Source organism: Acinetobacter sp. 22512 (genome assembly GCF_052044755.1).
Taxonomy (GTDB): Bacteria; Pseudomonadota; Gammaproteobacteria; order Pseudomonadales; family Moraxellaceae; genus Acinetobacter; species Acinetobacter pittii.
This window is the reverse complement of the sequence record NZ_JBQENP010000002.1, coordinates 214,723-239,697: the sequence shown is the minus strand read 5'-3', so window position 1 is coordinate 239,697 and position 24,975 is coordinate 214,723. Positions and strand designations below refer to the sequence as shown.

At 40.9% G+C, this 24,975-nt stretch carries 20 protein-coding genes and 1 riboswitch; of the genes, 18 read left to right on the top strand and 2 right to left on the bottom strand.

The window, feature by feature from the left end; genetic code table 11:
- Window positions 1-199 precede the first annotated feature (199 nt).
- The 7 genes from murG to lpxC all read left to right on the top strand — a co-directional run bounded on the left by murG (window position 200) and on the right by lpxC (window position 8,254).
- Window positions 200-1,297: an undecaprenyldiphospho-muramoylpentapeptide beta-N-acetylglucosaminyltransferase gene (gene murG / locus ACTJJG_RS04085; RefSeq protein WP_005078668.1), complete on the top strand. Its 1,098-nt coding sequence runs from the start codon at window positions 200-202 to the stop codon at window positions 1,295-1,297.
- Window positions 1,298-1,308: 11 nt separating this feature from the next.
- On the top strand, window positions 1,309-2,757 hold the full coding sequence (murC, locus tag ACTJJG_RS04080; protein ID WP_002122011.1) for a UDP-N-acetylmuramate--L-alanine ligase: 1,449 nt from the start codon (window positions 1,309-1,311) through the stop codon (window positions 2,755-2,757).
- A 37-nt stretch (window positions 2,758-2,794) separates the two neighbouring features.
- The gene (locus ACTJJG_RS04075; RefSeq protein WP_032054508.1) at window positions 2,795-3,721 is read left to right on the top strand and encodes a D-alanine--D-alanine ligase; all 927 of its coding nucleotides are present in this window, start codon (window positions 2,795-2,797) and stop codon (window positions 3,719-3,721) included.
- Window positions 3,722-3,723: 2 nt separating this feature from the next.
- Window positions 3,724-4,578: a cell division protein FtsQ/DivIB gene (locus ACTJJG_RS04070; RefSeq protein WP_014207933.1), complete on the top strand. Its 855-nt coding sequence runs from the start codon at window positions 3,724-3,726 to the stop codon at window positions 4,576-4,578.
- A 60-nt stretch (window positions 4,579-4,638) separates the two neighbouring features.
- Window positions 4,639-5,901, top strand: a complete 1,263-nt coding sequence (gene ftsA, locus ACTJJG_RS04065) for a cell division protein FtsA (protein ID WP_002122057.1) — start codon at window positions 4,639-4,641, stop codon at window positions 5,899-5,901.
- A gap of 164 nt (window positions 5,902-6,065) precedes the next feature.
- Complete coding sequence (gene ftsZ / locus ACTJJG_RS04060) at window positions 6,066-7,241, top strand: cell division protein FtsZ (protein WP_002121912.1); 1,176 nt, start codon at window positions 6,066-6,068, stop codon at window positions 7,239-7,241.
- A 110-nt stretch (window positions 7,242-7,351) separates the two neighbouring features.
- On the top strand, window positions 7,352-8,254 hold the full coding sequence (gene lpxC, locus ACTJJG_RS04055) for a UDP-3-O-acyl-N-acetylglucosamine deacetylase (RefSeq protein ID WP_002121967.1): 903 nt from the start codon (window positions 7,352-7,354) through the stop codon (window positions 8,252-8,254).
- A 97-nt stretch (window positions 8,255-8,351) separates the two neighbouring features.
- Here the strand turns inward: lpxC and ACTJJG_RS04050 are convergent, their stop codons facing one another.
- On the bottom strand, window positions 8,352-8,798 hold the full coding sequence (locus ACTJJG_RS04050) for a DciA family protein (RefSeq protein ID WP_002121887.1): 447 nt from the start codon (window positions 8,796-8,798) through the stop codon (window positions 8,352-8,354).
- 100 nt (window positions 8,799-8,898) lie between these two features.
- Between ACTJJG_RS04050 and ACTJJG_RS04045 the strand changes: the two genes are divergently transcribed.
- The 5 genes from ACTJJG_RS04045 (at window position 8,899) to ACTJJG_RS04025 (ending at window position 15,787) form a co-directional block, all read left to right on the top strand.
- Complete coding sequence (locus ACTJJG_RS04045) at window positions 8,899-9,591, top strand: M23 family metallopeptidase (RefSeq protein WP_017399845.1); 693 nt, start codon at window positions 8,899-8,901, stop codon at window positions 9,589-9,591.
- 249 nt (window positions 9,592-9,840) lie between these two features.
- Window positions 9,841-12,558: a pyruvate dehydrogenase (acetyl-transferring), homodimeric type gene (aceE, locus tag ACTJJG_RS04040; protein ID WP_017399844.1), complete on the top strand. Its 2,718-nt coding sequence runs from the start codon at window positions 9,841-9,843 to the stop codon at window positions 12,556-12,558.
- 2 nt (window positions 12,559-12,560) lie between these two features.
- Window positions 12,561-14,549 (top strand): 2-oxo acid dehydrogenase subunit E2, encoded by a 1,989-nt coding sequence (locus ACTJJG_RS04035; RefSeq protein ID WP_372552646.1) that lies wholly within the window; start codon window positions 12,561-12,563, stop codon window positions 14,547-14,549.
- Window positions 14,550-14,695: 146 nt separating this feature from the next.
- Entirely contained in the window at window positions 14,696-14,974 is a 279-nt protein-coding gene (locus ACTJJG_RS04030; protein ID WP_032057090.1) for a hypothetical protein, read from the top strand.
- 36 nt (window positions 14,975-15,010) lie between these two features.
- A riboswitch (yybP-ykoY riboswitch) is annotated at window positions 15,011-15,196 on the top strand.
- A gap of 15 nt (window positions 15,197-15,211) precedes the next feature.
- On the top strand, window positions 15,212-15,787 hold the full coding sequence (locus tag ACTJJG_RS04025) for a TMEM165/GDT1 family protein (protein ID WP_005804434.1): 576 nt from the start codon (window positions 15,212-15,214) through the stop codon (window positions 15,785-15,787).
- A 59-nt stretch (window positions 15,788-15,846) separates the two neighbouring features.
- Here the strand turns inward: ACTJJG_RS04025 and ACTJJG_RS04020 are convergent, their stop codons facing one another.
- Window positions 15,847-18,003: a TonB-dependent siderophore receptor gene (locus ACTJJG_RS04020; RefSeq protein WP_032057089.1), complete on the bottom strand. Its 2,157-nt coding sequence runs from the start codon at window positions 18,001-18,003 to the stop codon at window positions 15,847-15,849.
- 227 nt (window positions 18,004-18,230) lie between these two features.
- Here ACTJJG_RS04020 and ACTJJG_RS04015 point away from each other — a divergent pair, with 227 nt between their 5' ends.
- From ACTJJG_RS04015 to recJ, 6 genes are all read left to right on the top strand, one after another.
- Complete coding sequence (locus ACTJJG_RS04015) at window positions 18,231-19,028, top strand: MBL fold metallo-hydrolase (RefSeq protein WP_017387567.1); 798 nt, start codon at window positions 18,231-18,233, stop codon at window positions 19,026-19,028.
- Window positions 19,029-19,118: 90 nt separating this feature from the next.
- Window positions 19,119-19,484 carry a YkgJ family cysteine cluster protein gene (locus ACTJJG_RS04010; RefSeq protein ID WP_032057088.1) on the top strand — a complete coding sequence of 122 codons (366 nt, stop codon included), beginning with the start codon at window positions 19,119-19,121 and terminating at the stop codon, window positions 19,482-19,484.
- 135 nt (window positions 19,485-19,619) lie between these two features.
- Entirely contained in the window at window positions 19,620-21,086 is a 1,467-nt protein-coding gene (gene guaB / locus ACTJJG_RS04005; RefSeq protein ID WP_002121951.1) for an IMP dehydrogenase, read from the top strand.
- 149 nt (window positions 21,087-21,235) lie between these two features.
- Complete coding sequence (gene glmM, locus ACTJJG_RS04000) at window positions 21,236-22,573, top strand: phosphoglucosamine mutase (RefSeq protein ID WP_002121981.1); 1,338 nt, start codon at window positions 21,236-21,238, stop codon at window positions 22,571-22,573.
- A gap of 10 nt (window positions 22,574-22,583) precedes the next feature.
- Entirely contained in the window at window positions 22,584-23,240 is a 657-nt protein-coding gene (pdxH, locus tag ACTJJG_RS03995; protein ID WP_002121930.1) for a pyridoxamine 5'-phosphate oxidase, read from the top strand.
- The gene (recJ, locus tag ACTJJG_RS03990) at window positions 23,241-24,941 is read left to right on the top strand and encodes a single-stranded-DNA-specific exonuclease RecJ (RefSeq protein ID WP_032057087.1); all 1,701 of its coding nucleotides are present in this window, start codon (window positions 23,241-23,243) and stop codon (window positions 24,939-24,941) included.
- Window positions 24,942-24,975: the final 34 nt, after the last annotated feature.

The window sequence follows — 24,975 nt, the reverse complement described above, 5'->3', positions numbered from 1 at the left end:
AATCACCTGAAAATATATGAATTAATAAAATAACAATACTAAATACACCACAGCTTTGTAGGCATATTTTCAAAAAAGCACATCTTTCTGTTATAAACGAGTGAAATTAGCTTTTCGTTAATGAAGCTTTAGGATTAAAATAAACGGCTACAAAAATAGATGACAATTTCCATTGTTTTTTGAGTTGAAGAATTAGACCGTGACCGATTCACAGCAAAGCAAACCCAAACATGTCATGATGATGGCTGCCGGTACAGGTGGACATGTTTTTCCAGCCCTCGCCGTAGCCAAACAACTTCAACAACAAGGTTGTCAGGTTTCATGGTTAGCCACGCCAACAGGTATGGAAAATCGGTTATTAAAAGATCAAAATATTCCAATATATCAAATTGATATCCAAGGTGTTCGTGGCAATGGATTAGTCCGTAAAGTTGCTGCACCTTTTAAAATTTTAAAAGCCACTTTTAGTGCAATGCGCTATATGAAACAACTTAAAGTTGATGCGGTTGCAGGCTTTGGTGGTTATGTAGCTGGTCCAGGTGGTTTAGCCGCACGTTTGTTAGGTATTCCTGTACTTATTCACGAGCAAAATGCAGTTGCAGGTTTTACCAATGCACAGTTATCTCGTGTTGCTAAAGTGGTGTGTGAAGCATTTCCAAATACCTTTCCTGCTGGTGGAAAAGTTGTAACCACAGGAAACCCTGTGCGTCGTGAAATCACGGATATTTTAAGTCCAAAGTGGCGTTATGATGAGCGTGAGCAAGCAGGCAAGCCTTTAAATATTTTAATTGTGGGCGGGTCTTTAGGTGCCAAAGCACTCAATGAACGCTTACCTCCAGCATTAAAACAATTACAAGTTCCACTCAATATTTTTCACCAGTGTGGTCAGCAACAAGTTGAGGCAACTCAAGCACTTTATGCAGATGCACCAGCTAATTTAACTGTACACGTTTTGCCATTTATTGAAGATATGGCAAAAGCTTATAGTGAGGCAGATTTAATTATTTGCCGAGCTGGAGCACTCACAGTAACAGAAGTTGCAACAGCAGGTGTAGCCGCAGTTTTTGTACCACTCCCTATAGCAGTTGATGACCATCAAACTGCAAATGCCAAATTTCTGGCGGATGTCGGTGCTGCGAAAATTTGCCAGCAATCGACCATGACACCAGATGTTTTAAATGAATTGTTCACTTCGCTGATGAACCGCCAATTACTTACTGAAATGGCAGTGAAAGCGCGTCAACATGCCCAACCAAATGCGACTCAGCATGTGGTTGATCTTATCCAAAAAATGTAATCGGATTTACTATGTCTCCATCAACAGCTGCGAACCAAGCAAAAAAACTGATTAAAGTGCCTGAAATGCGCCGTATTAAACACATTCATTTTGTGGGGATCGGTGGCGCTGGGATGTGTGGCATTGCAGAGGTTTTGGGTAACCAAGGCTATAAAATTTCCGGTTCGGACATTAAGGCGTCTAAAACTACAGAACAATTAGAGAAAAATGGCATCAAAGTTTATATTGGCCATCAACCGGAAAATATTAAAAATGCCAATGTACTTGTAGTTTCTACAGCAATTGATCCGGAAAATCCGGAAATTAAAGCTGCGATTGAACAGCGCGTTCCAATTGTGCGTCGTGCAGAAATGCTAGGCGAGCTTATGCGTTACCGTCACGGTATTGCTGTGGCTGGTACACATGGTAAAACCACAACTACAAGTCTTTTGACGACGATGTTGGCCGAAGAAAACCTTGATCCAACTTATGTTATTGGTGGCTTACTTAACAGTACAGGCGTAAATGCAGCGTTAGGTGAAAGCCGTTTTATCGTAGCTGAAGCTGATGAATCAGATGCATCTTTCCTTTATTTGCAACCAATGGCAGCGATTGTAACCAATATCGATGCTGACCATATGGATACCTATGAAGGTAGCTTTGATAAATTAAAAGATACGTTTGTACAGTTCCTTCATAACCTACCATTTTATGGTTTGGCTGTAGTTTGTGGTGATGATGCAAACATTCGTGAAATTCTACCGCGTGTAGGCCGTCCGGTCATTACTTATGGTTTTAATGAAGATAATGACATTCGTGCAGTTGATATTGAACAAGATGGTATGCAATCGCACTTCACTGTGTTGCGTAAAGGCCGTGAACCATTGCGTTTAACAATTAATCAACCAGGCTTACATAATGTTTTAAATGCCTTGGCAGCAATTGGTGTTGCAACAGATGAAGGTGTTTCTGATGATGCAATTAGTCGTGCATTAGAAGGATTTAGTGGTGTAGGTCGCCGCTTCCAAGTGCAAGGTGAATTTGAACTTGCTGATGGCAACGTTAAGTTAGTTGATGACTATGGACACCATCCGAAAGAAGTAGAAGCAACTATTAAAGCTGCTCGCCAAAGCCATCCGGACCGTCGTTTGGTTATGTTGTTCCAGCCACACCGTTACTCTCGTACTCGCGATTGTTTTGATGACTTCATTGAAGTGCTCTCTCAAGTCGATCAATTATTATTGTTGGAAGTTTACCCTGCTGGTGAAAAACCTATTGTGGGTGCAGATAGCCGCACTTTAGCGCGCAGTATTCGTTTACGCGGACAAGTAGAACCGATTTTGGTCGATCCGGTTGAAGGTAATTTGCAAAACATCATGCAAAATGTGTTACAACCAAATGACTTGTTATTAACACAAGGTGCGGGTAACGTGGGAGCAATTTCAGTAGAACTTGCACAACACCATTTGTATGTGAAATAAACAAAAAGTATTGAATAATCGGGTTAAGGATTTAAACGTGTCAAATGCTACAAAATTCGGCAAAGTTGCCGTGTTGTTTGGTGGGAAATCGGCTGAGCGTGCTGTGTCTTTGGATAGTGGTCAGGCAGTTTTGGACGCTTTGTTACGTTCAGGTGTTCAGGCTGAAGCATTTGATCCACAAGACCGCAGTGTGACTGAACTTGTAAATTATGATCGTGCATTTATTGTATTGCATGGTCGCGGCGGTGAAGATGGCCAAATTCAAGGTGTGCTTGAATGGTTAAATCTGCCTTATACAGGAACAGGTGTGCAAGGTTCTGCTATTGGCATGGATAAAGTTAAAACCAAGCAAATCTGGCAGGGTAGCGATTTACCTACAGCGCCATATCGCATTATTACTAAAGAAACAGATTTAGATGCGGTGATTGCTGAGTTAGGTTTACCTGTCATTATCAAACCTGTACATGAAGGCTCGAGTGTCGGCATGAGTAAGGTTGAGAAAGCAGAAGACTTTGCTGCTGCAATTGAAAAGGCGACTCAGCACGATGCTGTGGTGATGGCAGAAAAATGGATCACTGGTCGTGAATTCACAATTTCATTCCTCAATGGACAGCCTTTGCCAGTTATTCGTTTGCAACCACCAGCAGATGTTGCTTTCTATGACTATGAAGCGAAGTATCAACGTAACGATGTAGAGTATGGTATCCCTTGTGGTCTGAGTGAGGCTGAAGAGAAAAACCTACAAGCATTGTGTTTACGTGCTTTTCAGGCGGTGGGTGCAGAAGGCTGGGGCCGTATTGATGCGATGCAGGATGAGCAAGGCAATTTCTGGCTTTTAGAAGTAAACACTGTTCCAGGTATGACCAGCCACTCTTTAGTTCCAAAAGCTGCTAAAGCTGTTGGTTATAGCTTTGATGAATTGTGTGTTGCGATTCTTGAGCAAACATTGGAAGGTACGGCTTAAATATGGCACAACTTCCGGCTTCCATGCGCCGTAAACGTGCGGCCATCACCTCTATTCATGATAAACCGCCTACGCGTAAGCAGAAGCTTGCGAATGCTGGTGGATGGGTGCTGTTGGTTATTGCTTTTGTAGTGCTGGCAGTCGGAATTTATGGGTTATATAAAGTTATTACAGATGCAACAGTTGCAAAACTAGAAGTTGTAGGTTCAGCGTCTTCTGTTGAAACACAACAAGTGATGCAACATGTTGCTCCAATTATAAAAGCGAATTATTTCACATCTGATTTAGAACAGATTCGTGACAAAACATTAGAAATTTCATGGGTAGACCGAGTTGTTGTATCTCGCGCTTGGCCCAATGGTATTCGTGTTCGTGTCATGCCTCGACATGCTATCGCCCGTTGGGGAACAGGTCGCTTGTTAAGCGATGGAGGCGATGTATTTAGTGAGGCGGAGCCGACAATTCATCCTGAACTTCCGTTGCTTCATGGGCCGGTAAGTCAGTCAAAAATGATGATGCGACGCTATAATGAAATTAATCAATTATTCCATCCTGTTAATTTACGCTTAAAAGAGTTATATCTGACTGAGCGAATGACTTGGTTTATGCAATTTGATTCTGGTTTACGTATTATTGTTGACCAAGATCAAACAATGAATAAGTTGCAACGTTTAAGTCATCTGGCACAATCTGACTTAAAACCGGTGTGGTCGAAAATCTCAGCCATTGATTTGCGATATCGTAATGGATTATCTATTCAATGGAAGAACGCAACACCACCTAAAATTGTGAATGGTCAGTTTGTTGTAACGAGTGATGACACAAGCATTGCAGGTGGAACAAAAGCAAAGCCATAATACGTGGCTTTAAAATAGGCAATTTGCCTGGTATTAAACAACAAAGAAATGGTATGAGTGATGAGTGAAGCTGTTCCCTCAGTTGTTGCGATTGACATTGGGACGCATAAAGTTTCAGTTTTGATTGGAAAAATTCATGCGCCGGATAACATTCAAGTTATCGGTATGGCAACTGCTCGCAATCGAGGCATGAATAAAGGAAAAATTGTAAGCCTCGATAAAGTCATTGCTGCGATTAAAAATGCTGTTGCTGAAGCGGAAAATATGGCCGAATGTCGCATTCATAGCGCATGGGTATCTATTCCGAGTACCGAGTTGCAAAGTTTTTATGCCTCTGGTCGCACACCAGTATCTAATCCAGCACATGTGATTACAACAAATGAAGTCGTGCGCGCGTTAGAATTGGCAAAAGCAAGTCATGTGACTTCTGATTACTATTTAGCAAGTGCAGTGCCGTTAGGCTTTGAATTAGGTGATTCTGCTGAATGGGTGCAGAATCCAATTAATATGACTGCCCATAGTATGACTGGACATTATCAGTTAATGATGATGCCTATAGCGACTATGCAAAACCTTGATCGTGCCATGAAAGGTGCAAATATCGGGGTTGAAAAAATGGTGGTGTCTTGTCTGGCAACCGCTGAGGCAAGCTTGCTGAAAGATGAAAAAGAGTATGGTGTTTGTCTGGTTGATATTGGCGCAGGCATTACCAATCTTGCTGTTTATCTAGATGGTCGTTTAGCTCTAGCACGTACATTGCAACGCGGTGGTGAGCACGTTACACGTGATATTGCTGCTGTATTGCAAACCACGACAGAAGAAGCTGAACGAATTAAAATTCTGCATGGTTGTGTCGATTTAAGTGCTGTTAAGCCAGATCACATGATTCAGGTAGAAGGAATTGATGGCCCTCAAACGATTAGCCGAATTGAGTTGTCAGAAATTATTATTGCCCGTTATGAAGAGATCTTTAGCCAGATTCGCGATGAACTCGAACAAAGTGGTGCAATTCATGGTTTATACCATGGGGTAGTATTGACAGGGGATGCTTGTCAAATAGAAGGTATGGTGAGTTTAGCTCGTCGTATGTTGGGTGTATCTGCACATTTGGGTAATCCGCCGTTACAGGTTTATGCTGATGATCAACATCAAGCAGCCTTACGTCGTTCTATGTATGCAACAGCAGCTGGTTTGCTCATGTTTAGCCAAAGTGAGTTGCAAGATGCTGTTGAAGAGCCTGAAGAGGCAAATGACCGTTCGGTATGGGAACGAATGGTAAATGGCTGGAATGCGTTTAATAGCAAGTTAAAAGCCATTTTTTAGGATGTATGTATTTATTGGTAGAATTGTTAGGAAGTTGTAAGAGAAAACCGCTGTACTTGACAAGGTTGGTATTGCACAGCATTCTTAAAATTAGTTATTTTTGAAAATCAAGGCAGTATACGGGCTGAAGTGACTGCCATAATGTATTAGGAACCCTAAAGGTCATGGCCTCATTTGAATTTATAGAAGATGAACTAAACGATGGCAACGGTCAAGCCCGTTTCACTGTATTTGGTGTAGGTGGTGGTGGCGGTAATGCCGTTCAACATATGGTGCAGTCTGATATTCAAGGTGTTAAATTCGTTTGTGCCAATACAGACAAACAAGCACTGGACTGTATGAATGCACCTTTCAAAATTCAGTTAGGCGAGCAAAGTACACGTGGTCTTGGTGCTGGTGCTAACCCCGAAGTAGGGCAAGTTGCAGCAGAAGAAAGCCGTGAAATCATTCGTCACCACCTTGAAGGTACGGATATGGTTTTCGTTACCGCTGGTATGGGTGGTGGTACAGGTACTGGTGCAGCGCCTGTTGTGGCTGAAGTTGCCAAAGAAATGGGCATTTTGACTGTTGGTGTAGTTACAACGCCATTTAACTTTGAAGGCCGCCGCCGTTTAAAGTCTGCTGAACGTGGTATTGAAGCACTTGAAGCACATGTTGACTCATTGATTATTATCCCTAATCAACGCTTATTAAGTGTATATGGCGATATTTCAATGAAAGATGCTTATAAAAAAGCTGATGATGTATTGTTAAACGCTGTACGTAGTATCTTTGACTTGGTTGTTAACCGTGGTCATATTAACCTTGACTTCGCCGATTTGAAAACTGCAATGAGTACTCGCGGTTACGCAATGATGGGTGCTGGTTTAGGTCGTGGTGAAGATCGTGCACGTCAAGCTGCTGAACAAGCGATCCGTAGTCCATTACTTGATAATGTTAATATTATTAATGCCAAAGGTGTGTTAATTAACATTACGGGTGGTGATGATATTACGTTACGTGAAACAGAAATCATTACTGACGTTGTGAACCAGATTGTTGACCTTGATGAAGGTGAAATCTTCTACGGTACAGTATTTGATCCAGATGCACGTGATGAATTACGCGTAACAGTGATTGCAACTGGTTTAACTCGTAATGCAGCAGATGCTGAACCAAGAAAACGTAATACGGTAAGCCATGCTTCGTCTCAATCAGCTCAATCTGTTGATGAAGATGACGTTCCTGCAATTAATAAGCGTCAAAACGCCGATAATGAAGTCAGTAGCACAGCAAGTTCTACTCCGCGTTCTTCTCCAATGAGTATTCAAGATTACTTGAAAAATCAGCAACGTAAGTAAAGTATCGTTAGATTTAATGAAGGGCAGTGTTTAAACACTGCCTTTTTTTATTTTTGATCAATGACTAAATATGCTAACGTATAGCGGTTTTAAAAAAGAAGTTACAAAGCATGGTGAAACAGCGTACTCTCAATCGTGTGGTAAAAGCGAGTGGAATAGGTCTTCATAGCGGTCAAAAAGTGATGATCAATTTCATTCCACATACCGTGGATGGGGGTATTGTATTTCGCCGTATCGATTTGGATCCGCCAGTCGATATCCCTGCTAATGCATTGCTCATCCAAGAAGCTTTTATGTGCTCCAACTTGGTAACCGGAGATATAAAAGTAGGCACAATTGAGCATGTAATGAGTGCGATTGCAGGTTTAGGAATTGATAACCTGATTGTTGAGGTATCTGCTTCTGAAGTTCCAATTATGGATGGTAGTGCTGGTCCATTTATTTACCTTTTAATGCAAGGTGGATTACGAGAACTGGATGCACCGAAAAAATTCATAAGAATATTAAAACCAGTTGAAGCACTCATCGATGATAAGAAAGCAATTTTTAGCCCTCACAATGGTTTTCAATTAAATTTCACGATTGATTTTGACCATCCGGCATTTGCTAAAGAATATCAATCTGCGACTATCGATTTTTCGACTGAAACGTTTGTTTATGAAGTCAGTGAAGCACGTACTTTTGGTTTCATGAAAGATTTGGACTACCTGAAGGCAAACAATTTAGCACTAGGTGCAAGTTTAGATAATGCAATTGGTGTAGATGATACAGGGGTCGTCAACGAAGAAGGTTTACGTTTCGCTGATGAATTTGTTAGACATAAGATTTTGGATGCAGTTGGTGATTTGTATTTGCTTGGTCATCAAATTATTGCCAAGTTTGATGGCTATAAATCAGGACATGCTTTAAATAATCAGTTGTTACGCAATGTTCAAAGTGATCCGAGTAATTATGAAATTGTAACATTTGATGACGAGAGTCAATGTCCAATTCCATATGTGAGCGTGACATAAGTCCTTGTCTTTACTTGGCTACGTTATAATGTAACATTAAAAAGTGTGATTATAATCACATAATAATAATGATTCTAATTAAGAAATAGAAAGCTCGTCATTTTTTATTGCTTGCCAAACGTAGTAAAGCTTGGCTAAGCTTAGGGTCGCTCACGAAGTCGGCTGCACTACGTAACATTTCTTGTGTTTCCGGGGGAATGGGTTTAGATGGCTCAGATGAGGGTGTATTTGGAATGTTTTTATTTCTCAATCGGACCTGAATTCTTTGTAAGTCTTTTAACCCTTCAAGCTGAGATAATTTAGATACATATTGGTTCTGTAAATAGCTGAGTTGACTAATCATCGCTTGATTTTCACCAGTAATGATTAAAGAGCCATTTTGATAACACACGACCTGCCATTGTTCCGGTTGGGGCAATAAGGGTTGGATAATTTTCGTAAGTCTTTGCCATTGCGCGACTTGCGTTGTTAGAAACGTAAGGTTTCCTGTTTTTATGTGTTTTCCGGTTTGTTGAAAAACGTTATCGGGTTTAGACATGGTCATTCTCGGATGGATTCTTGTCTTAATCTTAAGCGTTCATTTCAATCGATATCAAGGAAGAGATCATAAGGAACTTGAGTAAGAACAGTTTCAAGAGGTTTTTATGCACACGCGTCGTATTTTATTAGCGTTTTCACTTGCCGCTTCGGCAGCATCAGTTGCTTTTGCAGATTATCAAACAATTAACCAATCTACTGATTCAGATCGATTGGAACAGCTATCAAAAACATTATCTCAAGGTTCATATACTCATCCCGATGATTTAGATCTTCCGGCGAGTGCGAAAGTTTCAGTGACCTTACGCCAAAAAACAGTTGAACTCAACAATGAGTCGCTCGCAAAGAAGTACGGTAACACAACCGCAAAAAATTCTTTTAATGGTTCTTCTTCAAATTCTTACTCTTGGTTAGTTTCTCACCCTCTTCCTGATACTGTACGAGTTTCTTCAAACTTTGGTGGTCGTACCATGGGTGGCCGTGCAGAACATCATGGCGGATTAGATATGGCTGCTCCGAGTGGCACGCCAATCTATGCTACAGGCCCAGGTATTGTAACTAAATCTGGCTGGGGCACTGGCTATGGTCAATATGTTGAAATTAACCACGGCAATGGTTATTTAACGCGTTATGCTCATGCTTCACGTCTAATGGTACGTGTAGGCGACCAAGTCTCTGCTGGTGAACATATTGCTAATGTAGGGTGTACAGGTCGCTGTACTGGTCCACATTTGCATTATGAAGTAGTAAAAGACGGTCAACGTAAAAACCCAACTACTTACTTGGCGATGCTTCCATAAAAGCATACTTAAAAAGGTAAGGTTATTAAATTTATGAATCTAAAACTAAGCTAAACCTTTTTTAACGCAAAGATTGTATAAAAAAACGCCATTATTGGCGTTTTTTTGTTATTTTGTTTACTGCTCGGTCAATGACTATTCATTCAGAAAATAATAGGCCCCCCCCACATTCACCCGAGGCAATAACTTGAAAGGGGTAAAACGTGGTAAAAATACAAAGTAGATTAGAGAACAAGGAACAGGTGAATTATGGCGTTTTACGGTGACTCCGACGCACAAGAAACCCAAGAATGGCAAGATGCATTCGATTCAGTTTTACAACATATGGGAACTGAACGAGCGGCATTCTTGTTGGAAAAACTTTACCAACAAGCAATTGCTAAGCATGTTCCAATTCAACGTCTCAATACACCTTACTTAAATACAATTTCTGTTGAAGAACAACCTGCAATGCCAGGCGACCAAGATATGGAACGCCGTATTCGTGCATTGATTCGTTGGAATGCCTTAGCAATGGTACTTCGTGCGAATAAAACAGGTGACGATTTAGGTGGACACTTGGCGAGCTTCGCATCAAGTGCAACATTATATGACGTAGGTTTTAACCATTTCTTCCGCGCAAACAGCAATAGCTTTGGCGGAGATATGATTTATTACCAAGGGCACTGTGCTCCTGGTATTTATGCACGTTCATTCCTTGAAGGACGTTTAACTGAAGAACAGTTAAGTAATTTCCGCCGTGAAGTTGGCGGTAACGGTTTACCAAGCTATCCGCATCCATATTTAATGCCTGACTATTGGCAATTCCCAACCGTATCAATGGGTCTTGGTCCAATCATGTCGATTTATCAAGCACATATTCAAAAATATTTGATGAACCGTGGCTTGATCAAAGAAGAAGATCGTAAAGTTTGGGCTTATCTTGGCGATGGCGAGATGGATGAGCCGGAAAGTACTGGTGCTATTTCACTTGCTGGTCGCGAAAAGCTTGATAACCTTATCTGGGTTGTTAACTGTAACTTACAGCGTTTAGATGGTCCTGTACGTGGTAACGGTAAAATCATTCAAGAACTAGAATCTTTATTCCGTGGTGCGGGCTGGCGTGTTATTAAAGTGGTATGGGGCCGTCATTGGGACCCACTACTTGCAAAAGACAGCACAGGCGCTTTAAAAGCGGTAATGGAAGAGACAGTTGATGGTGAATACCAACGCTATCAAGTGAAAGGTGGTGCATATACACGTGAGAAATTCTTTGGCAAGTACCCAGAAGCTGCGGAACTTGTAAAAGATTTAAGCGATGAAGACATTGATAATCTCAACCGTGGTGGTCATGACCCTTACAAAGTGTTTGCTGCATATGCAGAAGCAATGAAAGCTAAAGGTCAACCAACAGTTATTCTTGCGAAAACTGTTAAAGGTTACGGTTTGTCTGAAGAAATTGAAGCGGTGAACAAAACTCACCAAATCAAAAAAATGCAGATCGACTCTTTGAAATATGTACGTGACCGTTTCAATCTTCCATTTACAGACGATAAGTTAGAAGAGCTTCCATTCTATCGCCCAAGTGAAAACTCTCCAGAAATGAAGTACATGAAGGCGCGTCGTGAAGCGTTAGGTGGTTACCTACCTGCACGTCGTAAAGAGAGTGAAATTTTAGCGATTCCTGAATTATCTGTATTTGATGCTGTATTGAATGGCTCAGGTGGTAAAGAACAATCTACCACTATGGTGATGGTTCGTTTAATTGCTTCTTTACTCAAAGAAAAAGCGATTAAAGACCGCGTAGTACCAATTGTTCCAGATGAAGCACGTACTTTTGGTCTGGAAGGTATGTTCCGTCAGCTCGGTATCTATGCTGCTCACGGTCAAAAATATACCCCAGAAGACCAAGAACAATTAATGCATTACCGTGAAGCAAGTGACGGTCACATGCTACAAGAAGGGATTAACGAAGCTGGTGCAATGAGTGCATGGGCTGCGTTGGCAACAAGTTATTCAACTAATAACTTGCCAATGATTCCAATGTATATGTACTACTCAATGTTTGGTTTCCAACGTATTGGTGACATTGCATGGGCAGCAGGTGATGCGCAAGCTCAAGGTTTCTTGTTGGGTGCAACTGCTGGTCGTACAACGTTGAACGGTGAAGGTCTACAGCACCAAGATGGTCATTCACATATCTTGGCGAACACTATTCCAAACTGTGTATCTTATGATCCATGTTTTGGTTATGAGTTAGCTGTAATCGTGCATGACGGTTTAAAACGTATGTATGTGAACCAAGAGCGTGTGTTCTACTACTTAACTGTAATGAATGAAAACTACGAGCATCCTGCAATGCCTGAAGGCGCTGAGGAAGGCATTAAACGTGGTATGTACTTGTTCGAAAAAGATGAAAAAGCAACTGTCCAATTACTTGGTTCAGGTGTGATTCTTCGTGAAGTGATCAAGGCTGCGAAAATCTTACGTGATGAATACCAAATCCATTCAAACGTTTGGAGTGTAACAAGCTTCAATGAGTTGTCACGTGATGGTATGGCATGTGAAGAATACAACCGTTTACACCCACTTTCTGAAGAAGTGAAAGAATCTTGGGTATCTAAACAGTTGCGTGGTACAGAAGGTATTGTTGTTTCAGCAACAGACCATATGCGTGCTTATAGCGAACAAATCCGTGCGTATCTTCCAGATGGTCGCCCATTTGTTGCATTAGGTACAGATGGATACGGTCGTTCAGATACACGTGCTAACTTACGTAGTTTCTTTGGTGTTGATGCTGCACATATCGTTGTTGCTACTTTGAAAAAATTAGCTGACGAAGGTGAAGTAGACGCACGTTTAGTTAAAGACGCAATTTCTAACTTTGAGTTAGATACTGACCGTCCAGTGGCATGGGCTCCTCAAGCGCATCCAGAAGTTCAGGCAGTTGCTGAATATAATGAAACGCAAACAGGTGAGGGGAACTAAGCATGCAAATTAAGACCCCTGATATTGGTGTAGATAAAGCAGTTGTTGCTGAAATTTTAGTAAAAGTTGGCGATAGCATTGCAGAAAATGACAGCCTTGTTTTGCTTGAGTCAGATAAAGCCTCTGTTGAAGTGCCTAGCACTTCAGCAGGTGTGGTAAAAAGCATCTTAATCAAAGAAGGTGATAGCGTAACTGAAGGTACGGTATTGCTTGAACTTGAAGCTGAGGGTGCTGCACCAGTAGCTCAAGCAGAAGAAGCTCCAAAAGCTGCACCAGCAGCTGAACAAACAGCAGTACCGGCAGCGGCTCAACAGCCTTCAACTGCTGCTCAACCAGCAACGGCAACCACTAGCCAAGTGGTTGAAGTTCAAGTTCCCGATATTGGTGTTGAAAAAGCACTAGTTGGTGAAATTTTAGTAAAAGTTGGCGAGCAAATCGATGTTGAACAAAGCATCGTTGTGGTTGAGTCTGACAAAGCAACTGTAGAAGTACCAAGCAGTATTGCAGGTACTGTAGAAAGCATTCAAGTTAAAGAAGGCGATACAGTTAAAGAAGGTGTTGTGCTCATTAAAGTAAAAACAACATCTGCATCTAGTGCGCCAGCTGAGGCGCCTGCTTCTACAACAGCAGCTCCGGCGGCAGCACCTGCACCAACTCAGCAAGAAACTGTAGCATCGACTGCTACTCAATCTGGACCGGTTGACATTAACGTTCCTGATTTGGGTGTAGATAAAGCAGTTGTTGCTGAAATCTTGGTTCAGGTTGGTGACAAAGTTGATGTAGACCAAAGCCTTGTTGTTGTTGAGTCAGATAAAGCAACTGTGGAAGTTCCAAGTACTGTTGCTGGTGTTGTGAAAGCAATTCACTTGCAAGCAGGCCAACAAGTTTCACAAGGTGTATTGCTGGCAACAATTGAAGCTGAAGGCCAAGCACCTGCTGCTGCACCAGCGGCGAAAGCAGAATCAGCTCCAGCTCCGCAGGCAGCAGCGCCTAAAGCAGCAGCTCCTGCTCCGACTCAAGCAGTATCTGCCCCTGCTTCTTCTGGTAATGATAAATTAACCAAAGAACAAGAAGCCGAAAACGCTAAAGTTTATGCAGGCCCAGCTGTGCGTAAGCTTGCTCGTGAACTTGGTGTAGTTTTATCTCAAGTTAAAACTTCTGGTGAACATGGCCGTGTTGTTAAAGAAGATATCTTTGCGTATGTGAAGACTCGTTTAACTGCACCGCAAGCGGCACCAGTTGCTTCGGCTGCACCAGCGGTTTCGGGTTTGCCAAAGCTTCCTGACTTCACTGCGTTTGGTGGCGTAGAAGAAAAAGTACTGACACGTTTGCAGCAAGTATCAATTCCGCAATTGTCGTTGAACAACTTTATTCCGCAAGTCACCCAGTTTGATTTGGCAGACATTACTGAGTTGGAAGATTGGCGTAATGAGTTAAAAGGCAACTTCAAAAAAGAAGGTATTAGCCTGACGATTATGGCATTCATTATCAAAGCGGTTGCGTACTTGTTAAAAGAAGAGCGTGAGTTTGCAGGTCATCTATCTGATGACGGTAAATCAGTGCTCTTGCGCAATGAAATCCATATGGGAATTGCGGTAGCAACACCTGATGGTTTAACTGTGCCAGTACTTCGTAACCCAGACCAAAAATCAATTAAGCAAATTGCAGTTGAATTGGGTGTGTTAGGTCAAAAAGCACGTGATAAGAAATTAACACCAAAAGACTTACAAGGTGCGAATTTCACCATTTCAAGTTTGGGCGCAATTGGTGGTACCGCATTTACACCTCTTGTGAACTGGCCACAAGTTGCAATTTTAGGTATTTCACCTGCAACAATGCAGCCAGTATGGAATGGTAAAGACTTTGATCCGCGCTTAATGTTGCCGTTGTCATTGTCTTATGACCACCGTGTAATTAATGGTGCAGATGCAGCTCGCTTTACAAATAAACTTACGAAACTTCTTAAAGATATTCGTACTTTATTAATCTAATATTTTTAAATGAATCATTAAAACCTCGCTTCGGCGGGGTTTTATTTTGATATTTAATTTAATTGGTTTTAAGTTAATCTAAAGACGAAAAATGAAGTGTCGAGAGAGGAGAAATTTCTCGTTAGTCGGTAAAGGAGAAAGAATAAATGGTAGGATTTTTAAAAATCATGGTGCCGATTCTATTAATTGTATTTTTATTAATGGGGTTGTGGGTGAGTGTTTTACACTTTCCTTGGGAATGGATGACTTACGTTGCAATGGGCTTGGAAGTATTTGTAGCAATGCTTATTTTGCCATTTGAATTTCAGTCTCAGCACGTAACTGGTATTAATAATTTTGGATTTATTAACTTAAGTATTTGTTTAGCTTTACTATTGGGTCTAGGGCGATTGTTAGTTTGGGCGTGGATAAAATTTTTCGCCTGAATGTTTGAAAAATAGAACTACTCGAATATAATAAACGCATACTTCATTGGGGAGTAGCCGCTATTCATTTCTAAATGAATAGGTGATGATCAACATAATTGTTCAACAGAACATGGTCATCATAGCTTAAACGTCTCATCGTTTCCGAGTTGGCAAGACCTTTGATTTACCACTCTGCAGATATTTGGCTAGCAGGAGGGGTAGGTCATGGGCATTTATGCTAGCCAGAGAAACGACATGCAAGAATTTCTGATTTCTACTTCAATTGTTGCCCTCGCTGAAATGGGCGATAAAACCCAATTATTGGCCCTTTTACTGTCTGCACGTTTCCGTAAGCCAATCCCTATTCTTATTGCGATTCTTTTAGCTACTCTAATTAATCATGGTATTTCTGCTGTACTTGGACAGTGGATTACAACCGTGCTGAGCCCCGAAATTTTAGTCTGGGTCCTTGCCGCTGGCTTCATTGGTATGGCGTTCTGGATGCTTATTCCAGATAAGCTCGATGATGAAACGGATAGTATTAACAGATGGCAAAAATTTGGTGTTTTTGGTGCAACCTTTATCCTGTTTTTCTTAGCAGAAATTGGTGACAAAACCCAAATAGCAACAGTCGCTTTAGCTGCACGTTACGACAGCATCTTTTGGGTGATGTTAGGTACAACCTTAGGAATGATGATTGCTAATGCACCGGCTGTATTTATTGGTAATAAATTGGCTGAACGTTTATCTATCTCGCTCATTCATAAAATTGGTGCTGCTATTTTCTTAATTGTAGGTATCTCTACTCTAGTACAGCATTATTTCTTTTAACACATTTTAAGCTGCCAAAAAAACGCACTCGAATCGAGTGCGTTTTTTTATAGGTAATTTTAATAGTTAAATTTCACAGTAAAGTTAATTTGACGTGGATTACCTAAAGTCACCAAATTTTCATTTAAGGCACCTGCATAGTAATCTTTATCGAATAGATTACGGATCGCAAGTTGAGCACCCCAATGTCCTGCATCATAGCCAGCTTCTGTATCAAATACGGTATAGCCTGGAATATGGACATCTAACTTATCCATAGTTTTATAGGTTTCACCTCGGAATCCACCGCCGACATACCAACCAAGTTTTGAGGCAGGGTCAAATTTATAACGAGCCGACAGGCTGTAAGCATGCTCAGGAATATTGTCGAGTGCTTTTCCTACATTGCTCGCGTTTGCATCTTTACTAATTTCAGCATCAATTGTGTAGGTATAGGCAGCTGTTAATTTTAAACCTTCTAAAATTTCTGCGCTTAGCTCAGTTTCAATACCGCGAGTTAACTGTTCGCCACGTTGTACTTTATAGCCACTATTCGCAGTATCAGTGACTAAAACATTTTGACGTTTTAAATCGTACCAAGCAATAGCACCTTGAACTCGTTGATCTGGGCTTTGTAATTTCATTCCGACTTCAACCTGTTTCCCTTCTTCAGGTTTGAATGGATTGTTATTTACATCAGTACCGCTATTTGGGGTAAATGAAGTGGCATAGCTGACATAAGGAGCCACAATATCATTAAGGGTATACATGACAGAGGCGCTGCCTGTAAATGCATTGTCTGTTTGTTTACTTGTACTGCCAGTCACCAAACTTGTGGTTTGAGTTTGAGCCCAGTCTTGACGACCAGATAAGCTTAAAAGTAATTGGTCATTAAGTTGAATGCGGTCACGTAAATAAAGCCCTAAATATTTGAGACGATTGATATCACGAACATTTTGAGTCAATTTTACATTTTGACCGTAAACGGGGTCATAGATATTTAAATCGCCAATGTCGTATTTATCATTGGTGTAATCACTTTTTTCCTGAAAAGCATCTACTCCAATATTAAGGTCGTGTTGCATACCATATAAATCAAACTGTTTATTTAGGCGGTTATCAATGGCAAAGCTTAAATTATCAATAATTTGATGGCGGCTATTATTTTTACGGCTAATGGTTGTGTAGTCGATTTCACCTTGTTTGTTTTTTACCCAAAAGTTGTTACCTGTGCGAGCAAAGACAGCAGTGCCATCCATTTCAGTTTTTTGTACGGCAAAGTTCTGATTAAAGTTCCAACCATTATCAAAAGCGTGTTTAAAGGTATAACCTGTACGGTAAACATCTGCTTCATATTTACCAAAATTAGGATCGCCAATATATAAACTTCGGTCTATAGCGCCGTTAGGGTTATCTTTTAATGTACCAATGACCGGTAACCCTTGTTGACGGATGTATTCGCGATGCTGATAGCTTGCGATGACAGATAGATCAGTGTTATCCCCTAAGTCAAAGTTATAAGAGGGAGAGATGTAGTAATTTTTAAAATATACATAATCTGTTGGGTCATCTTGATCCGAGATACGACCATTTAAACGGAAAGCACCTTTTTCACTATTATTAGGGCTATAGTTTAAATCGAACGTTCCTTCTTTAAGGTTGTAGCTGCCATAAGTCATAGTGGCCCGAGCAAAGCTTTCAGCTTGAGGGCGTTTAGTCACTAAGTTGACCATACCTCCTGGAGCAACCAAACCAAAATTAATAGATGCAGGCCCTTTTAAAACTTGTACCTGATCCATGCCTGATAACTCAGTAGCAACATACGTATTTTGGCCTACTCTTAAGCCATCTACATAAACTGAATCAGAAGAAGTTTGTCCTCGAATAATGAAATCATCCCAGCCACGACGACCAAGTTTCCCAGCTCCAACACCCGCAACACCTTCAAGTGCATCTGTAAGTGTCTTTGCTTGTTTTTGGTCAAGTTGCTCGCGGGTCACCACCGAAATCGACTGAGCAGTTTTAAATAAAGGTGCGTCTGATTTTAAGGCAGAGTTTGCTTTCGTTGCGACGTAAGGTGAAGTGCTTTCTTTTTGCGCTTGAACAGAAATCGTGGGGAGAACACTGGTCGAATTTTGTTGTTCTGTTATTTCTTCAGCGTGACTTGCTGTCATCGAAGTAAAAATAGCAACTGCTAACAATGTTTTTGATGTTGAAAAACGGAAGGGTTGATTCATGGGAGGCCTAAGCAGCACAAAAAATAAATTTGATAATGAGAATTATTTTAATTTATTGTGGTTTAATTTTAAATAACATTATGATTCATTTATAAAATAAGAAAAGCAAAATCAATTTTAAAATATTATTAGAAAAATAAAGTAGTTTATTGCAAGAGTTATTGAATCCCTTTATTTTAGTATGGATATAAAAATATCTAATATTTAAAGTTTTTTTGGGGAATTGTATGGGGTTTGAAAAAACAACATCGCAGATATTATTTGATAATGGCGTACATAAATGTATTAGTTTTACCAGCTTGGTTAAAGGGGAAGGCATCCAAGCCAATCAATTTTTAATTATTGACCATGAACGCGCTGCTGTAATTGACCCAGGTGGCGATTTGACCTACGTTCCATTAACGATGGAATTAAATAAATATACACGTTTGAAAAATCTGGACTATGTGATGGCCTCTCATCAAGATCCGGACATTATTACTTCAATGCCACGCTGGCTGGTTTATACCGATGCTAAAGTCGTTGCATCAAAATTATGGGCACGTTTTTTACCACACCTAAATTCCTCATTTATGAGTGAGCGTATGAAAGGGAATTGGGAAGACCGTCTTATTGAATTACCTGACCGCGGCCAAGTGATTACTCTAGGAGAATCCAAGCTTGTGGTAGTTCCCGCTCACTTCTTACATTCGGTGGGTAATTTTCAGTTTTATGATCCAGTTGCTAAGATTCTGTTTTCTGGCGATATGGGTGCCTCGATTGTTGAAGATGCTAATCAGCCTTTAAAAGATTTCGATACGCACGTCATGAAAATGAAGGCTTTTCACCAACGCTATATGTGTTCCAATAAAGTTATCCGTTTGTGGGTCAATATGGTGCGCCAAATGGATATTGAAATGATTGTGCCTCAGCACGGTAGTCCATTTATGGGTAAAGAAATGGTCAATCAGTTTTTAGACTGGATTGAGACCTTGCCATGCGGCGTAGATTTAATGACTGAGCAAATTTTTAGCTGCCCTACTTAAAAAATGAGATCCATTATCTTGAGTCCAATTTGAAATTTTTTTAGTATTTTCCGTCGCAGAAAAATTTTTGATGACGAGAATTTGAATAAAATGTTATCTCAAGTTGCGACTCCAGATGAGTGCCTACGCTGTGGGGCATGTTGTGCACATTTTCGGGTTTCATTTTACTGGGCTGAAGCCGAGTTAATGGATGAACATCTAGTTGAATCTTTAACACCTGTTTATTCTTGTATGCGTGGAACTAATCGGGCTCAGCCACGGTGTCAGGCTTTGATGGGTGAAATTGGTAAAGAGGTGGGGTGTTCTATTTATGCTGTACGTAGTTCTACCTGTAGAGAGGTGCAGGTGGGAGATGAGCAGTGTAGTAAAGCTCGTTTGGCGCACCAGCTTATTCCTCTTATTCGTGTTAACCCAGCCGATTCTGAAAATGATCATGACTATGATCAGGTGAGTTAAATATGAGCTAACACAATAATAAGTGAGAAATATTTAGAATAGGCGAATATCTATTGCTGAAAAAGGCAAAGATAATATGAAAATTGCATTGAAATTTGTTTATAATAGCTCACGGAATTTACCAGTGAGATTGTTATGCTGACCATCGTTCAAGAAGCGCTAACCTTCGATGATGTCTTATTACTTCCTGCCTACTCTACTGTTCTCCCAAAAGATGTCTCTTTAAAGACACGTTTAACTCGCGGCATTCATTTAAATATCCCATTAGTTTCAGCTGCAATGGATACAGTGACTGAGTCACGTATGGCGATTGCTATGTCACAAAATGGTGGTATCGGGATTTTGCACAAAAACATGGATATTGCTGCTCAAGCTGCAGAAGTACGCCGTGTGAAAAAATTCGAAGCGGGTATGGTGAAAGATCCAATCACTGTAACGCCTGAAACTACAGTACGTGAACTCATCGCAATCACCAGCGCTAATAACATTAGTGGTGTACCTGTTGTTAAAGACGGCAAGGTTGTTGGTATTGTGACAGGCCGTGATACGCGTTTTGAAACCAATTTAGAACAACCTGTTAGCAACATCATGACAGGCCAAGATCGTTTAGTAACTGTACGTGAAGGCGAGTCTAAAGAAAATATTCAAGCATTATTGCAAAAACACCGTATTGAAAAAGTCTTGGTCGTTGGTGAGAGCAACGAACTTAAAGGCTTAATTACAGTAACGGACTTCCGCAAAGCTGAGAGCTATCCAAACAGTTGTAAAGATGATCTTGGTCGTTTACGTGTGGGTGCTGCGGTAGGTACAGGTGCTGATACACCAAGTCGTGTGGAAGCATTGGTTGAAGCCGGTGTTGACGTAATTGTTGTTGATACAGCACATGGTCACTCTGCTGGTGTAATTGAACGTGTACGTTGGGTGAAACAAAACTTCCCTCAAGTACAAGTGATTGGTGGCAACATTGCAACTGGTGATGCTGCATTAGCATTATTAGATGCAGGTGCAGATGCTGTAAAAGTAGGTATTGGCCCTGGTTCTATCTGTACAACACGTATTGTGGCAGGTATTGGTATGCCACAAATTTCTGCGATTGACAGCGTTGCTAGCGCACTAAAAGATCAAATTCCTTTAATTGCAGATGGTGGTATCCGCTTCTCTGGTGATATGGCAAAAGCGATCGGTGCGGGTGCAAGTACGATCATGGTTGGTTCATTACTTGCAGGTACTGAAGAAGCGCCGGGCGAAGTTGAGTTTTTCCAAGGTCGTTACTACAAAGCATATCGTGGTATGGGTTCATTAGGTGCAATGGCGGGAGCAACTGGTTCTGCTGACCGTTATTTCCAAGATTCAAAAGCAGGTGCTGAGAAGTTAGTACCAGAAGGAATCGAAGGCCGTGTTCCTTATAAAGGCCCAATGGGTAACATCGTTCATCAAATGATGGGTGGTTTACGTTCTTCGATGGGTTATACAGGTTCAGCTGTGATTGAAGATCTTCGCCAAAATGCGAAATTTGTGAAAATTACTTCAGCAGGCATGTCTGAGTCACATGTTCATGATGTAACGATTACTAAAGAAGCTCCGAACTATCGTGTTGGTTAGATTTTCGTAACCAAAACAATGAAGAAAGCCGTCATTACACTGACGGCTTTTTGTTTTTGGTGTAAAGTGAATCTGACGAAAAGAGATATGGCGGAATTGCCATATATGCAGTAAGCCACGGCTGAAGTGGCGTAAAAATGAGATAAGCTATGAGTTATTTTGGAACGGATGGTATTCGTGGAAAATTTGGGCAAATGCCTATTACTCCAGAGTTTGCTTTAAAACTCGGTTTTGCTGCAGGGAAGGTATTAAAACGAACGAGTCCAAAAAATAAGCCACTTGTTGTATTAGGAAAAGACACTCGTTTATCTGGTTATATTTTAGAGTCTGCTTTGCAGGCGGGGTTAAACGCTGCTGGCGTATATGTTCATTTGCTTGGCCCATTACCAACCCCAGCAATTGCGCACCTTACTCGTGCTTTACATGCGCATGCAGGTATCGTGATTTCTGCATCACATAACCCATATTTTGATAATGGTATTAAATTTTTCTCAAGCGAAGGTAAAAAACTACCAGATGCGCTACAAGAAGAAATTAACCTCGAATTAGAAAAAGATTTATATATTGATGACACAGCAAACTTAGGTAAAAGTGTTCGTGTAAAAGATGCAAATGGTCGTTACATTGAATTCTGTAAATCTACTTTTCCTTACCATTTTGATTTAAGTAATTTAACAATTGTGGTGGATTGTGCTCATGGTGCAGCGTATAGCGTTGGTCCTTCGGTTTTCCGTGAGTTAGGTGCAAAAGTTGTTGCTTTATATAATGAGCCGGATGGTTTAAATATTAATGAAGGTTGTGGTTCAACACATCCTGAGAACCTACAAAAAGCTGTAGTTGAGCACGAAGCAGATTTAGGGATTGCCTTTGATGGTGATGCTGACCGTGTCGTGATGGTCGATAAGTTTGGTAACTTGATTGATGGCGATCATATTTTATATATCTTGGCGACTCAGGCTCAGAAAAAACCAGCAGGCGTTGTTGGTACTGTCATGAGTAACATGGCACTCGAAATTGCACTTGAAAAAGCGAATGTTGGTTTTGTTCGTGCTAAGGTTGGCGACCGATATGTATTACAAGCTTTAGAAGAAAATGGTTGGGTTACTGGTGGGGAACCATCTGGTCATATTCTAACTTTAGACAAGAGTACGACAGGTGATGCGATTATTGCAGCACTTCAAGTTTTAACCGTGATGGTCGAGCAAAATAAAGCTCTTCATGAGTTGGTTCAAGACTTTAAATTATTCCCGCAAATTCTTGTGAATGTACGTTTAGAACAAATGCTTGATCCGTATTCTATTCCTACATTGGTTGCCGAGTTTGATAAAGCAGAAGCACAGCTCAAAGGACATGGACGAATCTTAATTCGTAAGTCAGGAACAGAGCCTGTAATTCGTGTTATGGTCGAAGGTGATGATGAGCAAGAAGTGAATGCTTTAGCTCAGCATTTAGCAGATTCAGTTCGTTCACAAGCACAAGTCGCATAAGGTGCATGACATGAGTGATGTCATTAAAGATTTAAGTGAATTACGCTTAAGCTACGAGCAAGGAGAATTGCATGAGGGGCAAGTTGAATCTAATCCTCATCAGCAGTTTCTTGGTTGGTTTAACCATGCTCTAGCAGCCAATTTGCATGAACCCTATGCAATGTCATTAGCGACAGCAAGCGCGAATGGCAGACCTCATGTTCGAACAGTTTTGTTACGTGGGGCTACAGAAGCTGGGTATGATTTTTATACTAATTACGACAGTCAAAAAGGTATCGATTTGGCAGAAAATCCATATGCCGAATTATTATTTTACTGGCCAAGTCTAGAGCGTCAGGTGCGAGTTGGTGGTCGTGTAGTCAAAATTGCTGAGCAAGAGTCTACAGATTACTATCGTAAACGACCACGTGATAGCCAGATTGCAGCGCATATCAGTACTCCGCAAAGTGGTAAGATTGAAAGCCGAGAGCTGTTACAGCAACGTTTTCAAGACTTACAACAGCAAGTTACAAGTCGTGAAGTACTTGATAAGCCAGAGTTCTGGGGAGGCTATCGTCTGCAACCAGATTATTATGAATTCTGGCAGGGAAGACCAAATCGTTTACATGACCGCTTGAGTTATGAAAAAATCGACGGTCAATGGACGCTGCACCGACTGATGCCTTAAATGACAAAAATACAAATCAAACAAAGACCTTTATTAACACGCCCTGAACAGTTTCAGGGCGTGCCTCCGTTTATTGCCGAAATTTTGGCAAGGCGTGGGGTACAATCTGAACAGGAATTAGAGTTAAAGCTTAAGAATTTATTAGCTCCACAGCTCAAGGGATTAGAAACTGCTGTGGCATTAATAGATCAAGCTATTGATGAGCAGAAAAAAATTGTTATTGTCGGTGATTATGATGCCGATGGTGCAACCAGTACAGCTTTAATGGTATTGGTGCTTAGCGATATGGGGGCACAAGTCGACTATTTGGTTCCAGACCGATTTAAATACGGTTATGGGCTTACCCCCGCAATTGCAGAGCTTGCACATCAAACTTATCAACCCGATTTATTAATTACTGTCGATAATGGGATTTCCAGCCATGCTGGTGTTGATGCGGCACATGCACTGGGCATGCAAGTGGTTATTACAGATCACCATTTAACCACTAAAGAAACACCGCTTGCAGAAGCAGTTGTAAATCCAAATCAGTTAGGTTGTGAGTTCCCAAGTAAGGCGCTTGCAGGTGTTGGAGTTGCATTTTATGTACTGGCCAATTTAGCAAGTTTACGTAACAAGCAAAACAAAAGTACAAGTAAAGTCACTCAATATCTAGACTTGGTTGCTTTGGGAACGTATGCGGATGTTGCTGTGTTAGATTATAACAATCGTATTTTGGTCGATGCAGGCGTAAAACGTATTCAACAACATCAATGCCGAGTCGGAATATTGGCGTTGCTAGATATTGCTGGCCGTGAGGCTTCATCTTTGCGTGCACAAGATTTAGGTTTTGTTTTAGGTCCGCGTATTAACGCTGCTGGACGCATGGAGAGCATGCGTATAGGCATTGAATGTTTATTAGCTGACACTATGGAATCTGCCTATCCAATCGCGAGACAGTTAAATCAATTAAATATAGAGCGCCGTCAAATCGAAGGGGAGATGAAGCAACAAGCCTTGTCTGCTTTAGATAGCTTGCAGCTCTCAAAGGAAGACGTTCCTCCAGCTCTTATACTCTTCGAAGAAAACTGGCATCAAGGTGTGATTGGAATTGTAGCGGGGCGTTTAAAAGAGCAGTTTCATCGTCCCACTATTGTATTTGCACCTGATGAAGATGGTATTCATATAAAAGGGTCTGCACGTTCAATTGATGGGGTGCATATTCGAGATACAATTGAACAGGTTGCTGAACAACATCCAGAATTGGTGAGCCATTTTGGTGGGCATGCAGCAGCAGCAGGTTTAACCATACGTAAAGAAAACTTCGAAGCTTTTAAAACAGCGTTTACCAATTGTATTGCAGCAATGGAAGAGTCTTTGTTTCAAGCAACGCTATGGACGGATGGAGAACTCCCTGCTTCGGCTTTGCAACTAAATACATTAGATTGGATAGAACAGTTGGGGCCTTGGGGACAAAAATTCCCTTTTCCTCAGTTTGAGGGGCATTTTAAAGTTGTTGATTATCGCTGGCTTAAAGAAACGCATTTGAAGCTTAAATTAGCACTCGGCCAATATAGTTTTGATGCAATTGCTTTTAATGCAGCAGGCCGTTTTGAATTTGACCCAATGCGGGATTATGTACATTTGGTCTATGAAATAGATCGTAATGCATTTAATGGAAATGTGAATTTACAATTACGCATCGTACATTTAAACCAATAAAAAAATCCGCTCAATTGAGCGGATTTTTTTATGA

What these genes read in the sequence shown, in the direction of transcription:
- ACTJJG_RS04045 (WP_017399845.1), top strand. Translation starts at nt 8,899, where the DNA reads ATGCACACGCGTCGTATTTTATTAGCGTTTTCACTTGCCGCTTCGGCA.
- recJ (WP_032057087.1), top strand. Translation starts at nt 23,241, where the DNA reads ATGACAAAAATACAAATCAAACAAAGACCTTTATTAACACGCCCTGAA.
- ftsZ (WP_002121912.1), top strand. Translation starts at nt 6,066, where the DNA reads ATGGCCTCATTTGAATTTATAGAAGATGAACTAAACGATGGCAACGGT.
- ACTJJG_RS04050 (WP_002121887.1), bottom strand. Translation starts at nt 8,798, where the DNA reads ATGACCATGTCTAAACCCGATAACGTTTTTCAACAAACCGGAAAACAC.
- pdxH (WP_002121930.1), top strand. Translation starts at nt 22,584, where the DNA reads ATGAGTGATGTCATTAAAGATTTAAGTGAATTACGCTTAAGCTACGAG.
- ftsA (WP_002122057.1), top strand. Translation starts at nt 4,639, where the DNA reads ATGAGTGAAGCTGTTCCCTCAGTTGTTGCGATTGACATTGGGACGCAT.
- ACTJJG_RS04020 (WP_032057089.1), bottom strand. Translation starts at nt 18,003, where the DNA reads ATGAATCAACCCTTCCGTTTTTCAACATCAAAAACATTGTTAGCAGTT.
- glmM (WP_002121981.1), top strand. Translation starts at nt 21,236, where the DNA reads ATGAGTTATTTTGGAACGGATGGTATTCGTGGAAAATTTGGGCAAATG.
- ACTJJG_RS04010 (WP_032057088.1), top strand. Translation starts at nt 19,119, where the DNA reads ATGTTATCTCAAGTTGCGACTCCAGATGAGTGCCTACGCTGTGGGGCA.
- murC (WP_002122011.1), top strand. Translation starts at nt 1,309, where the DNA reads ATGTCTCCATCAACAGCTGCGAACCAAGCAAAAAAACTGATTAAAGTG.
- aceE (WP_017399844.1), top strand. Translation starts at nt 9,841, where the DNA reads ATGGCGTTTTACGGTGACTCCGACGCACAAGAAACCCAAGAATGGCAA.
- ACTJJG_RS04015 (WP_017387567.1), top strand. Translation starts at nt 18,231, where the DNA reads ATGGGGTTTGAAAAAACAACATCGCAGATATTATTTGATAATGGCGTA.
- ACTJJG_RS04070 (WP_014207933.1), top strand. Translation starts at nt 3,724, where the DNA reads ATGGCACAACTTCCGGCTTCCATGCGCCGTAAACGTGCGGCCATCACC.
- ACTJJG_RS04030 (WP_032057090.1), top strand. Translation starts at nt 14,696, where the DNA reads ATGGTAGGATTTTTAAAAATCATGGTGCCGATTCTATTAATTGTATTT.
- ACTJJG_RS04025 (WP_005804434.1), top strand. Translation starts at nt 15,212, where the DNA reads ATGCAAGAATTTCTGATTTCTACTTCAATTGTTGCCCTCGCTGAAATG.
- lpxC (WP_002121967.1), top strand. Translation starts at nt 7,352, where the DNA reads ATGGTGAAACAGCGTACTCTCAATCGTGTGGTAAAAGCGAGTGGAATA.
- guaB (WP_002121951.1), top strand. Translation starts at nt 19,620, where the DNA reads ATGCTGACCATCGTTCAAGAAGCGCTAACCTTCGATGATGTCTTATTA.
- ACTJJG_RS04035 (WP_372552646.1), top strand. Translation starts at nt 12,561, where the DNA reads ATGCAAATTAAGACCCCTGATATTGGTGTAGATAAAGCAGTTGTTGCT.